Annotated in this window: 14 protein-coding genes and 1 pseudogene; 7 read left to right on the forward strand and 8 right to left on the reverse strand. The window is 57.7% G+C overall.

Annotated elements, in window-relative coordinates; all coding sequences use genetic code 11:
- The first annotated feature begins 637 nt into the window (after positions 1 to 637).
- The 4 genes from ACIQ39_RS15750 (at position 638) to ACIQ39_RS15765 (ending at position 2937) form a co-directional block, all read left to right on the forward strand.
- Positions 638 to 1759, forward strand: coding sequence for a saccharopine dehydrogenase family protein (locus ACIQ39_RS15750; RefSeq protein ID WP_396435566.1), 1122 nt, complete (start codon positions 638 to 640; stop codon positions 1757 to 1759).
- Positions 1740 to 2228: an SRPBCC family protein gene (locus ACIQ39_RS15755; protein ID WP_396435555.1), complete on the forward strand. Its 489-nt coding sequence runs from the start codon at positions 1740 to 1742 to the stop codon at positions 2226 to 2228. The genes ACIQ39_RS15750 and ACIQ39_RS15755 overlap by 20 nt, the downstream gene beginning before the upstream one ends.
- Before the next feature lie 87 nt (positions 2229 to 2315).
- Positions 2316 to 2561, forward strand: a complete 246-nt coding sequence (locus tag ACIQ39_RS15760; RefSeq protein ID WP_396435567.1) for a DoxX-like family protein — start codon at positions 2316 to 2318, stop codon at positions 2559 to 2561.
- A 79-nt stretch (positions 2562 to 2640) separates the two neighbouring features.
- Entirely contained in the window at positions 2641 to 2937 is a 297-nt protein-coding gene (locus ACIQ39_RS15765) for a DUF2269 family protein (protein ID WP_396435568.1), read from the forward strand.
- Here the strand turns inward: ACIQ39_RS15765 and ACIQ39_RS15770 are convergent.
- The 7 genes and pseudogenes from ACIQ39_RS15770 to pedF all read right to left on the reverse strand — a co-directional run bounded on the left by ACIQ39_RS15770 (position 2822) and on the right by pedF (position 6250).
- A complete protein-coding gene (locus ACIQ39_RS15770; protein WP_396435556.1) occupies positions 2822 to 3358 on the reverse strand; it encodes a Fic family protein in 537 nt (178 codons plus the stop codon). The genes ACIQ39_RS15765 and ACIQ39_RS15770 overlap by 116 nt on opposite strands.
- Before the next feature lie 91 nt (positions 3359 to 3449).
- Positions 3450 to 3596: a hypothetical protein gene (locus ACIQ39_RS15775; protein WP_396435557.1), complete on the reverse strand. Its 147-nt coding sequence runs from the start codon at positions 3594 to 3596 to the stop codon at positions 3450 to 3452.
- Positions 3597 to 3609: 13 nt separating this feature from the next.
- Entirely contained in the window at positions 3610 to 4083 is a 474-nt protein-coding gene (locus ACIQ39_RS15780; protein WP_396435558.1) for a copper chaperone PCu(A)C, read from the reverse strand.
- A 134-nt stretch (positions 4084 to 4217) separates the two neighbouring features.
- Positions 4218 to 4595 (reverse strand): DUF2946 domain-containing protein, encoded by a 378-nt coding sequence (locus ACIQ39_RS15785; RefSeq protein ID WP_396435559.1) that lies wholly within the window; start codon positions 4593 to 4595, stop codon positions 4218 to 4220.
- Between the two features lie 34 nt (positions 4596 to 4629).
- Positions 4630 to 4758: pseudogene (locus tag ACIQ39_RS15790) on the reverse strand (DUF779 domain-containing protein); the annotation flags it as partial.
- Positions 4759 to 4806: 48 nt separating this feature from the next.
- Positions 4807 to 5715, reverse strand: coding sequence for a substrate-binding periplasmic protein (locus ACIQ39_RS15795; protein ID WP_396435560.1), 909 nt, complete (start codon positions 5713 to 5715; stop codon positions 4807 to 4809).
- A 46-nt stretch (positions 5716 to 5761) separates the two neighbouring features.
- Complete coding sequence (pedF, locus tag ACIQ39_RS15800) at positions 5762 to 6250, reverse strand: cytochrome c-550 PedF (RefSeq protein WP_396435561.1); 489 nt, start codon at positions 6248 to 6250, stop codon at positions 5762 to 5764.
- Positions 6251 to 6627: 377 nt separating this feature from the next.
- Here pedF and ACIQ39_RS15805 point away from each other — a divergent pair, with 377 nt between their 5' ends.
- Positions 6628 to 8817, forward strand: a complete 2190-nt coding sequence (locus ACIQ39_RS15805) for a sigma-54-dependent Fis family transcriptional regulator (protein ID WP_396435562.1) — start codon at positions 6628 to 6630, stop codon at positions 8815 to 8817.
- Here the strand turns inward: ACIQ39_RS15805 and ACIQ39_RS15810 are convergent.
- Positions 8794 to 9873, reverse strand: coding sequence for a hypothetical protein (locus ACIQ39_RS15810; protein ID WP_396435563.1), 1080 nt, complete (start codon positions 9871 to 9873; stop codon positions 8794 to 8796). The two genes, ACIQ39_RS15805 and ACIQ39_RS15810, sit on opposite strands and share 24 nt — an antisense overlap.
- 204 nt (positions 9874 to 10077) lie before the next feature.
- On the opposite strand from ACIQ39_RS15810, the gene ACIQ39_RS15815 reads away from it, so the two are divergent.
- Positions 10078 to 10839, forward strand: a complete 762-nt coding sequence (locus ACIQ39_RS15815) for a hypothetical protein (RefSeq protein ID WP_396435564.1) — start codon at positions 10078 to 10080, stop codon at positions 10837 to 10839.
- Positions 10836 to 11492 carry a hypothetical protein gene (locus tag ACIQ39_RS15820; protein WP_396435565.1) on the forward strand — a complete coding sequence of 219 codons (657 nt, stop codon included), beginning with the start codon at positions 10836 to 10838 and terminating at the stop codon, positions 11490 to 11492. The genes ACIQ39_RS15815 and ACIQ39_RS15820 overlap by 4 nt, the downstream gene beginning before the upstream one ends.
- Positions 11493 to 11557 lie beyond the last annotated feature (65 nt).

Consider the following 11557-nt stretch of genomic DNA (forward strand, 5'->3'; position numbering starts at 1 on the left):
GCCTGCGGTTTGGGGCAACTTGCTCGGCAATTGCGACAAATCTTTGTCTGCGAACCACTCAAGGCTGGGTCCAAAAACTGGGCGCTGAACTGAAAATGAATTTTTCAGGGACGACCATTTACTAACGCTTGAGCATATCGCAGTTGATGTAATTCATTGGAAATGCCGCTTATGCGGAAAAGTTGGAGCTGAATCACCGCATTTGTGTGTCCTGAGGTCATCTGGAACTCAACCATCGCGAAAGCTAAAAACTATCTATGGTTGTACCTTGGTTATACATTTTTGATTCAGCTTGAAGATTGTTGCATAAACGCTTTCTTGCGGGAGTGGCACCCTCGTCGCAATGGTGCTTCGCAGACACCATGCCATCGCCCCAAGGTTGGGGCTTTTACAAAAGGCAGGCACTCCCCGAGGGCGTAATTTCCACTAAGAGCGCATCGCTGACCGCTAAGCCCAAAATAGGCTTTTCACTTCAAACTTCACAGGTCCGGATCGATAGTCGTATTGGATTTGCCTGAACATGAAGTTCTGGGCATGGTTGTCAATGCGTGGGTGACCATGCACGGGCTCATTCAATTTGGGGCCACATATACTATGGTGAATGCCGATTCACAGAATGAAAAATACTATGAAAGTAATGGTGTTGGGTGGTTATGGAAATTTTGGGGCTCGTATTTGCCGTGCCTTGGCGGGTAATGACAACATCGAATTAATCGTGACAGGCCGTGACGGCCATAGGGCTTCAGACTTTGCTGGCAGTTTGCGTGGCAGTGCCAGAGGCCTGACCTTGGATATGCTTAGCTCGGGTTTTGCGCAGGTGTTAAAAGCCAATCAGATCGACCTGGTTATTCATACTGCAGGGCCTTTTCAGGCTCAAGACTATGCGGTAGCGCAAGCCTGTGTTCAAGCCGCAGTCCATTACATCGATCTGGCTGATGGTCGTCGCTTTGTCTGTGATTTTCCGCAGACACTGGGTGCTGCTTTTGAGGGTGTCGGTCGCGTGGCGATCTCTGGTGCCAGCACCGTTCCCGCTTTGTCTTCTGCCGTGGTCGATGACCTGAGTGCGGGTTGGCAAAGTGTGGACACGCTGGATATTTGCATCGCTCCGGCACAAACAGCGCCCCGTGGCGTCGCCACATTGGGCGCGGTGCTGAGTTATTGCGGCAGCCCCATCCAAGTCTGGCAGGGGGGGCGGTGGCAGACCCAGATCGGTTGGGCTGCGCCCCAACGCGTGGCGTTTCAGCGGCTACGGCCTCGGCTGGGTGCGCCGTGTGACATTCCCGATCTTGAGCTTTTTCCGAAGCACTACCTGGTGCGTGAACGCGTGACGTTTCGGGCTGCTTTAGAGGTGGGACTGGGGCAACAGGCATTTGCCGCTCTGGCCTGGCTGAGGCAAGTGGGGCTGCTCAAGAAACCATCGTCTTTGGCCAGCATCTTGAACGCCGCTGCCAAGTTGTTTGACCCTTTCGGTTCTGAATTGGGCGGTATGGTGGTGCGCGTGTCCGGCAAAGATGGCACTGGCGAGCGGGTAAAGCGGGCCTGGCATCTCGCTGCAGACAACGACCACGGCCCCGAAATTCCTTGCATGGCCGCTATTTTGTTGGCGCGTCGATTGGCGGCAGGTGAGCCCATGACTCACGGTGCATATGCCTGCATGAGCATGATCAAGTTGGTGGATTTTGCGCCCGAGTTCGCCAAATGGGGCATGCTGACCGATATGGTGGAAGAGGGCTTATCGCATGGTTCACCGCAGTTTTGAATTTGTCATGCCTGCTAGCGCTGCTGTGGTGTTTGATGCCTTCCACTATCACCATTGGCGCCACCGCTGGGACAGTCTGGTCAGTGCCACAGTGATCGAAGGTGGTGCCCATTGCCCCTACGTGGGGGCGGTCACGCATAACGTCGGCAGTGGCTGGATGCGCAATTTGTCCATGCGAACGCAGTTTGTGGCTTTTGACCGGCCTCGCCTAGCGGCTGCATCCATGCTGGGACAGTCTTTTCCTTTCAAACGTTGGGCCGCCTCAATGCGCCACAAAGAACTGGACAATGGTCAATCCTTGCTTCTTTATACCTACACTTTGGAGGTCGGGCCGAGTTGGATTGCATGGTTTATCCGTCCCATTGTAGAACGCGTTTTTGAATACCAAACGCGTCAGCGATTTCAGCGTCTGAGCAAGTATCTGACAACTCACGCTGATGCTGTCTACCGTTGGCAGCAGGACAGGTAACACATGACTGAGGACGCTGATTTTGAGCAGTCCAAAGGCAGCAAGCTGTTACGCTGGAGTGTTGTCTTTGTTTGACTGTGGACTGCGATTGTCAGTGCTTTGGAAATGCAGGGTCAAAGCCGACAATTGTTACAGAATGGGGGGATTTCTGACACCTGGCTATCCCATAAGTTGGTACTGTTCGGTGCCGGATTAGATGCAATCTTGGGTCTGTGGCTATGGCTGCGACCACATCGTAGAGTCTACTTGCTTGCTCTGGTCATCATGGTGGTCATGACTCTGGTGGCCACGGCGCTCAAGCCTGACCTGTGGTTCCATCCGCTGGCCCATTGAGCAAAAACATTCCCATCGCTGTGGTGCTGTGGCAGCTGGCACATAGATCCAGATGAGCACCTATTTGATTGTCAAATGGATGCATGTACTCTCCAGCGTGGTGCTGGTGGGCACGGGCTTGGGAACCGCGTTTTACCTCTTTTTTGCCAACCGCAGTGGTGAGGTGGCAGCGCAAGCCGTAGTGACGCGTTTGGTCGTGCGGGCAGATTGGTGGTTCACGACGCAAGCCATATTGCTTCAGCCGGTCACCGGTCTCTGGTTCATGCATCTGATGGGTTTGCCGCTGAATACGCCTTGGATACTTTGGGCATTTGCCTTGTACTGTTTTTCGGGTTTGTTCTGGAGACCGCCGCCACCTGTTCGCCTTTTTCATTGAAGGCGGCGACCTTGTTGGAGATTTTTTTGTAGCGCCCTTGGTGGTGTGTGTCTTTGTTGCTGTGCTGAAGCAAGTCGCGGTGAAGTTGCTGGATGTGGTTTTCGTTGAACGCAATGTGCTCCCAGGACGCGTAAAGCAGTTCCAACACATCGGCATAGCCCGCGACTTCTTGCTCGTCGCGGGTGGTGAATTTTTTGACCTTGATGTTCGAGAGCAAGGCGTCGACCTCGGCATTGCTCAGTTTGCTGCCTTCAATGCGGGTGGATGAGGCCACGCTTTCGATGGTGGCCACACGCCGCAGTGCCAACAGCCGCTCGGGTGCCAGTGAACCCAAAGCCCGCCAGGCCCCTTTGAACTCGTCAATTTGGGCAATCAGCGACAGCACTTCGGGTGTGATCTGGAGGGTGTCTGTTTTGAACATAGCCATAAATATCCACAAATGTCCATAATCCAGCATAAAAACCCACGGCCCTCGCACAGGGCGCAACACAGGCCATGAAGACGTCCGCCCTTTATCGTGAGGGCGTTTTGGGGGTGTAAATCTGGTCGAAAATGCCGCCATCGGCAAAGTGTTCTTTGCCCACTTTCTCCCTGCTGCCAAAGGCTTTTTCCAGGGTGAACAGCTGCATTTTGGGCAGCTTGGCGGCGTACTTGGCCAAGAAACGAAGAAACTCAATGCTTGTGGCCTTCGCCGTGCTTCATGGCCGGTGCAGCGGCCGTGCGGGCGGGTACTTTCAGTTCCACCGACTGACGCTTGCCATCTTTGCCTTCCACCACCAGCGTCACGGGCACGGTGTCACCATCTTTGACTTGGGCTTTAAGGTCCATCAGCATGACGTGGTAACCGCCGGGCTTGAGCTCGACCGCTTTGCCTGCAGGCAAGTCCAGGCTGGGCACTGCACGCATTTTCATGATGCCGCCGTCCATGCGCATCTCATGCACCTCGACCACGCCCGCCACAGGCGATTGGGCCGAGACCAATTTGGCGTCTTGCGCCGATTGAATCTGCATGAAGGCACCGGTGGCCTTTTGCTGGGGCACGGTGGCGCGCACCCAGGCGTCTTTCACGGTGACTTGGGCTTGCGCGGCCAAGGACACCGTCATGGCCAGAAAAAAGGCAGACACAGACAAAGCGGGACGGGACATGGATCACTCCTGGTGGTTATCGAACAAATGAAGAAGAACAGACAGTGCACACGGCAAACCCCATCAAGCGGGGCGCAAAAGCACAGGGGACACCGAAACCGACTCAGCTCCCCAGCGTTTCTGGGGGCGGTGTTTCAGGCGAAAAAGAGGGGGGGTGCGCGGGCTTGCCAGGGTTGCCCCAGCAAACTGGCCAGCCGAGCCGCCGGCAGGGCTTGCAAAACATGGGACAAGTTGCCCGCTGGTAAATCGGCCAGCACGTCGGCCGCAGGCGGCGCGATCAAGGGCATGCAGGCGGGGCAGTCGAGCGCGGTGTGTGCCACCGCCGCATCCACATCGGCACCTGCAGCGTCCACCTGCACCAGTTTCACGCCACCGATGGCGCTGCAAACCAAGTGCACGGCCTCTGGTTTGACCAGCGGTGATGCCACGGCCGCCCCGACAAACAACGCAAACCACACCAGCACGAAGCGGCTGAGGCGGTGGGCGTTGCGCAGGGACTGCAAGAAATTCATAGGCGACGATTATGACACTGAGGCTTAAAACAGCTCATGCCAAATCGCGCATCAGCTGCCCTTCGATCTGCGCCCAATCTTCATCGGTGAACAGGCGCGATCGGGTGTGAAAGGCTTTGCCGGTATGGCCCTCCAGCGAAAACGTGCCGCCCGAGCGTTCAACCTGGGTTGAAGACAAGCGCTGAGGGTTAGTGTTGTTCAAATGGCTTATTCAAGGTGCCACCAAAGTCAGGCCCCGGTCACGGTACATCGCCAGCAGGCGACCGTCAGCGCGCAACTTTTGCAGCGCAGTCTCCAAAGCAAGCGCCAACTTCTTGTTCTCGGCATTGACTGCCATGCCAATGGGCCAACCATTGTCGGCCAAACCAGGCAGGGTCAGTTGGGTCAGGCCAAAGCCCGCAGCAGGCCGTCCTGCGGCACGCAAGGCCGTCTCGGCTTGGGCGCGCGTCACATAGGCCGCAGCAGCGTCTGCCTTGATCACCGCGTGCGCAGCATCAATGCCCGAATTGAACATCTTGACTTGAGAGCGCAAACGCCCGCCACCAAAACCCAACAAGGTGCTGGCAGCGCCACTGCCGCGCTCTGCAACCAAGGGCAAGTCCTGCAAATCCAGGCCCGACTGAACAGTGGGCAAGCGCTCCAGTGCATGGAAGATGACCAGCACTTGGCGAGAATAAGGTGCAAAGATCAGCGCTTGCTTGTTGGCCACCATGAGGAATTTATCCACCGGCACATGCAGCATGACGTCGGCTGGCCCATAACCCAGGTAGTGGCCTCGCCAGACCATGTTGCGCAAGTCATCGTTCATTTTTTCGCCCGCATCAAAGGGCAGCAAATTGAGCTTGAGCCCCATCTCTGAGGCCAGCGCTTGGGCCAGCGCCACATCGACACCGTCCATGTCCTGACCCTTGCCATCCGAGAAGGGGGCATTGTCTTTGTACAAAGCCACCTTGAGCGCGCCACTGGCGCGCACTTTGTCCAAATCAAACAATTCCTGGGCTTGCACGGTCCCGGCACCCAGGCCCAGGCTTGCGCCTGCACAGGCCCAAGTTGCGGCTTGCAGCCACTGGCGGCGTGTGGGCTGGTTTGAAGAAGGGGGCTGCACTGTGTTGTGTGTCATGGAGTCTCCTGTTTGGGAATGCGGTGCAATGCGCGAAGAATCAAACTTATTTTTCGCGCCGTGTCTCAAGGTATGTGCGAATAGCCCACATGGCTTCCTGGCTCAGGGTGCTCTCAAAGGGCGGCATGTAAACGCGGCCGTCACGGGTGCGGCCACGGCGAACGATCGCCAGATAAAACTCGTCCATCTCAGCCATGCACGCATTTTTTTTGGCCTCATCGGCCATGCCCGTGCAGTCGGCATCCATTTTGCGCAGGTCGGGCGCGATGCCGCCTGAGATGGCTTCCAGTCCGTGACAGCGGGCGCAGTTTTGGTTGTAGGCAGAAGTGCCAATGCGCAAAGCTTCCTTGAATGCCGGGCCGCTGCTGTAGGGGTTGCTGGGCAACCACTTGGCCCCCAGTTGTGGCAGCGTTTTGGTGTCTACAGCCTGCGGCGTGACGTCGCCGTGGGCCCACAAAACGGAACCCGTCAAAGCCAAGCCAATGGCCAAAAAAGCGGTGCGCAAAGCGCGATTGAAAGAGAGAGTGATGTGCATGAAGTGACCCCGCATCGGTTGAACAATGCTGGATTACTGGCAAATAGCGTGCCATGCAACGCACTGTTGCAATATTGGACAATGTGACACCAAAGCGTTTTATTTTGTTTTTGTAGCAATATTCTGTTTCAAAAAGTTACATACAACTGCCCGCAAACTCCGAATAATGGCCTGCACAACACACCAAAACTTGGCCGGTCTTTTGCATGTGCTCTGAATCGGTACATTTTTTGCAGAGAGTTGTTGTGCATCATCAAACTGATAGCTTCGCGCCAGACGATGCGTCCGGCGATGATTCGGCTGAATTAGTCCATCTACAAGAAATAGACACGCCGCAAAGCCCCATTTGGGCTTTGACGGACCTGTCAGGAGACAACATGCTCAGCACGCCGACACGCACCCCGCCGAACAACGGGGTTTATGCGCTCAACAGTGAGCAACATCGTCACCTGATCCGGGAGTCCCATGGGCGCAGCCAGTCTTATGGGCTGGACACCTGGATCAAACCGGATTTTTCACCGCTGCCCCAACGCGGTGTCGAAAGTGCGCGCGACGAAAACCACCTGCTTTACCAGCACGCCAGCCCGGTGATGGAAACGCTTTATGAACAGATCGCCAACACCCACAGCATGGTCCTGCTCACCTCCAGCAATGGCTTGATCTTGCACTCGTTGGGCGATGCAGATTTTCTAGAAAAAGCCACCCAAGTGGCCTTGATGCCCGGCGTCGAATGGTCCGAACAAAGCCGGGGCACCAACGCCATTGGCACGGCTTTGACCGAAGGCCAACCGGTGGTGGTGCATGGGCGCGACCACTTTTTGCAGTCCAACCAGTTCCTGACCTGCTCTTGCACGCCCATTTTTGACCCCTACGGCAAAGTCATGGGCGCTCTGGATGTCACCGGCGACGAACGCAGCTACCACCAGCACACCATGGCACTGGTGCGCATGTCGGCGCAGATGATCGAGAACCACATGTTTGAGAACGTGTTTCCCGACGCCTTGCGCATCCACTTCCATTCGCGCCCTGAATTTCTGAACACCTTGGTCGAGGGCATTGTGGTGTTCGCGCTGGATGGCCGCTTTTTGTCGGCCAACCGCAGCGCCCAGTTTCAATTGGGTTTGTCGGTCAATGCCATGCAGGCCCACACTTTTTCCTCGCTGTTCAACCAACCCGTGTCGCAGTTTCATGACCGGTGGCGCCACTCGGCAGGGCAAGCGGTCAGCCTGTGCATGCACAACGGCGTTTCGGTGGTTTGCCAGGCAAGGCTCAAACCCAGCAAGGCCTGGTTCAGCGGTTTGCAGCATTCCCCAACAGCCACACCCTCGCCGCAGCACAATGCCCATGACCATGCCCATGTCCAAAAGCCTGCCAGTCCAGCGCCCGAGTCCACGCCTGCGACCCGTGCGACGACAGCTGCTGCTGCAGGGCGTGCCAGCTTGTCGAGCCTGCACTACCTGAACACCGGTGACCCGCAAATCGCAGCCGTGCTGCACAAGCTGCAGCGCGTGCAAGGCAGCGACATCCCAATCATGATCTTGGGCGAAACCGGCACCGGCAAGGACATCCTGGCGCAAGCCATACACAACGATTCGGCCCGTGCACGGCAAGCTTTTGTCTCGATCAACTGCGCCTCCATCCCCGAGAGCCTGATCGAGTCGGAGTTATTTGGCTATGAAGAAGGCGCCTTCACTGGGGCCAAGCGCCGAGGCGCACCCGGCAAGATCCAAATGGCGCATGGCGGCACCCTGTTTCTGGACGAAATCGGTGACATGCCCACACAACTGCAAGCACGTTTGCTGCGTGTGCTGCAAGAACGGCGCGTGACCCCCTTGGGCTCGGGCAAAGAGTACGACGTGGACGTGATGCTGATTTGCGCCACCAACAAAAACCTGAAAGCCCTGATCGCCCAAAACCAATTTCGCGAAGACCTGTACTACCGCCTCAATGGTCTGGTCGTGCGGCTGCCCGCACTGCGTGAGCGATCAGACTTCGAAACCGTGGCGAACAAGATTTTGTTCAACCTGTGCCATGCAAATCAGAAAATCCACATTTCCGACGAAGTGATGGCCTTGTTTTTGCAATACCGTTGGCCAGGTAATTTTCGCCAGTTGCATAACCTGCTGCGCACCGCGGTGGCCATGCTTGGGCACAGTGGAAGCATTGGCATGGCGCACTTGCCAGATGACTTTTTGGAAGAGGTGCAGCAAGCGCCTGTGCGCCTCCAAGCCGAACCACTGCCTTGCGAAGAAGCCGCCTTGGGCATGCCCCTGAGCGCCTTCCAGGCACGCACCCTTGTGGCTGACAGAGCGCCAGTTTGCGCGCCAGAGGGCGGCACTGCACCCTGGTCAAATACGCCCACTGCAGCAGCGCAGCCTGCGACGATGGCGGTGAACGCCCCCACCAGCGCGCTTGCGCCTCGGTTGCAAGATGTCGCCCTGCAAACCATGACCGATGCTTTGCGGCAATGCCGTGGCAATGTGTCTGCGGCTGCGAAATTGCTGGGCGTTTCTCGCAACACGATCTACCGCAAAAAAGACCTTTTACCGCCTGACGTCTGGGGCTGAACCACAGGCGTTGGGCCAGGCTTGACGCTCCAGCCAGAGCTGCTCTGCCTCACGCCAAGCGCGGCGTTGGTTGAACACATGCTGTTGCTGCCACGCCTGCACTTGCCCTGGCTCAGGCGTTGGCCATGTGGCAGGCGGCACCAGCCCCTGCACCCCTTCTGCCTCAGATTGCCCCTGCTCCAGCCTGCGCCAGGCATGCGCCAAAATGCCACACAAATAGCCCCTTTGGCGCTGCAGCACCGGCTGCACCTGCACAGGCCCGGCCACCAGGTGTTGCCCGATCAGCCAATCGGGCTGCATGGCCTGGAGCCAATCCAGCGCTTGCAACCAGCCCAGCACGCTGCCCTGCGCCAGCACAGGCCAACGACCATCCACCAAACCGCCGACCACCACCAAACCGCCTTTGGCTTGAACTTTTGCAGGTGTACCGGACGAGGGGGACCACAACACCAGGTCGTTTTCTGTGTGCGCCTGCCGCATCTCTTGCACCCACCAAGAACGTCCTCCGGTGTGTAACCACTGCCCCTCATGCAACAACCGTTCGGGCAACACAATGCGTGTGCCTTGCATGGCAATTCCACCCATTTCATGCGTCAGCGAAGCCAAACACTGGGGACAACGCGCTTGCATGGCCTGTGCTGTGCCCGCCAAGGCCATGACTGGGGCAGCCAAAGCACTGTTGCCCAGCACCTGCTCGGCATGGGCGTGCGTATTGATCACTGCGGCCACCCGCGCGCCGTGCTGGCACGTCAAGCTGTCGCGCAACGCCACCCCCGCTTGATGGCTTGGCCCGGGGTCTACCACGGTGCGCTCAGGGCCCTGGCCCAAGACCACGGTGGTGACCATGGGCTCAGCGCGCATGGCAGCTATGCCCGTGTGCAGCACCGTGGGCCAGCGCCCATGCACCACGGCAACATCGGGCAAGACCTGCTGCAAAGTCAGTGTTTCATGCGGGGGACAAGCGCTTTGGCCTGCAGGCAAGGGCTGGGCCTGTGCCGCCAGCGCCCACACGGCCCCCAGGGTCAGCCCCGTGCACCTGCGCCGAAAAGTTCGCATTGACACAACGCAACAATCCAGACTGCTCCAAACTGGGACACTCCAGCCCGTGACAGCGCCGAGCATGCTTGGGCAGGCGGCAAAAATTGACGAAAGAGGTGGCACTTATGTTGCTAATGATGGTGTTTGGTACAGCGCACTGAACATCTTCACACAAGCAGCACTTGGCATGCCAGCCCCTCATTCCTCGAGACGATCGCACGCATGAACACGCTTGCCCATCCAGTCAGCCGCTGGCACCAGCGCATGTGGGGTGCTTTGCTCGTCCAACGGCTGCCCGGCGTCTCGCGGCCCAGCATGTCGCTGGAGCAGTTGCCACAAGGCCTGTTCCTGCTCTGGCTGTCTTTCATGGGCTTGCTGGTGTTTGCCGCCAGTCTCATGGGCCAACACGGTCTGTGGCAACGCCTGGTGCGAGCCGACCCCACCGGCCTCACCATCGTCATCGTCTTGCTGTTCCTCGGCAGCTCACTTTGGGCAGGCCTTCGCAGTTGGCGCTTGGGCCTGCAATGGCAAGCCCTGCAGCAGCCTGCACAGCGCTCGGAGACAGGCAAGCCAAGCTGGGCCACCGACTACCTGACTGCCCGCGCCCACAAGGCCACCGACAAAAGGGTCTTGCAACAGGTCTTGAGTGATCGAGCCCATGGTCCGCAAGAAATGGCCTGGTGGCTCAATGGCACCCAGCTCAAACTGGGCTTGCTGGGCAAGGTGATTGGTTTTTCTGTGCTGGCCTTTGAATTGGGTCGCATGGATGGATTTGACCCTCAACAATCGGCCCAAATGCTCAAGAGCCTGACGGGCGGACTGGGCATCGCCTTGCTGACCACCATCACGGGCTTGGCTGCCAACATTTTGTTGGGTCTGCAGCTCATGCGCATCGACCGCTTTGCCGATGGGCTGGTGGCTGAAATTTTGATCCGTGGCGAAGCCCAGGCCATGCACGAGACATTGGACAAGGCCAGTCCATGAGCATAGGCCGCAGCACGCGTGACACCGAAACCGACCCGTTTTACGACATGTTGTTCAACATGTTGATCGCCTTCGTTTTTTGCTTTGTCATCGCGCTGCTGGCTTTCAACCCCTTGGCCAAAAAGGCAGGGGACGTGCCGGCCAAGGCCGAGTTCATGATCACCGTGTCCTGGCCCGACGACAACCCCAACGACCTGGACACCTGGGTGATGGAGCCTGGCGGCAAAGTGCTGTGGTTTCGCCAACGCGATGTGGGCATGCTGCACCTGGACCGCAACGACCGAGGCGACAAAAACAACTCGGTGGTGGTCAATGGCCAAACCATCACCAGCGCCGCACGCCAAGAGATCGTGACCCTGCGCGGTTTGGTGGCAGGCGAATACGTGGTCAATGCGCACTATTACGAAAGCCGCAACCAGCTGCCTGTGGATGCCACAGTGACCGTGATCAAGATCAACCCGCAAGCCCAGATCGTGTACTCGGGCACCCAGCAACTTGGGGCCAAAGGTGAGGAACGCACCTTGGTGCGTTTTTCCATCGACGACAGCGGACAGGTGCTCGACGTGAACACCCAAGAAACCCATCGTGCTGCGATCGGGTATCTGAGTTTTGATGAACCTAGATCCGGCAGTTATTCTGTCATCGTGAGCTGACTTGGTGGATACCAAGGCGGCAGGGGGCGGGTGATTCTCTGCACCACGTAGTCCAAGAACGTCTT

The sequence above is a fragment of the Limnohabitans sp. genome, from assembly GCF_044361645.1.
In the GTDB taxonomy this organism is placed as follows: Bacteria; Pseudomonadota; Gammaproteobacteria; order Burkholderiales; family Burkholderiaceae_C; genus Limnohabitans_A.

Excerpts from the sequence above, each read along its gene's own strand:
- ACIQ39_RS15810 (WP_396435563.1), bottom strand. The coding sequence starts at position 9,873 with ATGCGAACTTTTCGGCGCAGGTGCACGGGGCTGACCCTGGGGGCCGTG.
- ACIQ39_RS15795 (WP_396435560.1), bottom strand. The coding sequence starts at position 5,715 with ATGACACACAACACAGTGCAGCCCCCTTCTTCAAACCAGCCCACACGC.
- ACIQ39_RS15770 (WP_396435556.1), bottom strand. The coding sequence starts at position 3,358 with ATGTTCAAAACAGACACCCTCCAGATCACACCCGAAGTGCTGTCGCTG.
- ACIQ39_RS15820 (WP_396435565.1), top strand. The coding sequence starts at position 10,836 with ATGAGCATAGGCCGCAGCACGCGTGACACCGAAACCGACCCGTTTTAC.
- ACIQ39_RS15765 (WP_396435568.1), top strand. The coding sequence starts at position 2,641 with ATGCATGTACTCTCCAGCGTGGTGCTGGTGGGCACGGGCTTGGGAACC.
- ACIQ39_RS15815 (WP_396435564.1), top strand. The coding sequence starts at position 10,078 with ATGAACACGCTTGCCCATCCAGTCAGCCGCTGGCACCAGCGCATGTGG.
- ACIQ39_RS15750 (WP_396435566.1), top strand. The coding sequence starts at position 638 with ATGGTGTTGGGTGGTTATGGAAATTTTGGGGCTCGTATTTGCCGTGCC.
- ACIQ39_RS15780 (WP_396435558.1), bottom strand. The coding sequence starts at position 4,083 with ATGTCCCGTCCCGCTTTGTCTGTGTCTGCCTTTTTTCTGGCCATGACG.
- ACIQ39_RS15755 (WP_396435555.1), top strand. The coding sequence starts at position 1,740 with ATGGTTCACCGCAGTTTTGAATTTGTCATGCCTGCTAGCGCTGCTGTG.
- pedF (WP_396435561.1), bottom strand. The coding sequence starts at position 6,250 with ATGCACATCACTCTCTCTTTCAATCGCGCTTTGCGCACCGCTTTTTTG.
- ACIQ39_RS15805 (WP_396435562.1), top strand. The coding sequence starts at position 6,628 with ATGCTCAGCACGCCGACACGCACCCCGCCGAACAACGGGGTTTATGCG.
- ACIQ39_RS15785 (WP_396435559.1), bottom strand. The coding sequence starts at position 4,595 with ATGAATTTCTTGCAGTCCCTGCGCAACGCCCACCGCCTCAGCCGCTTC.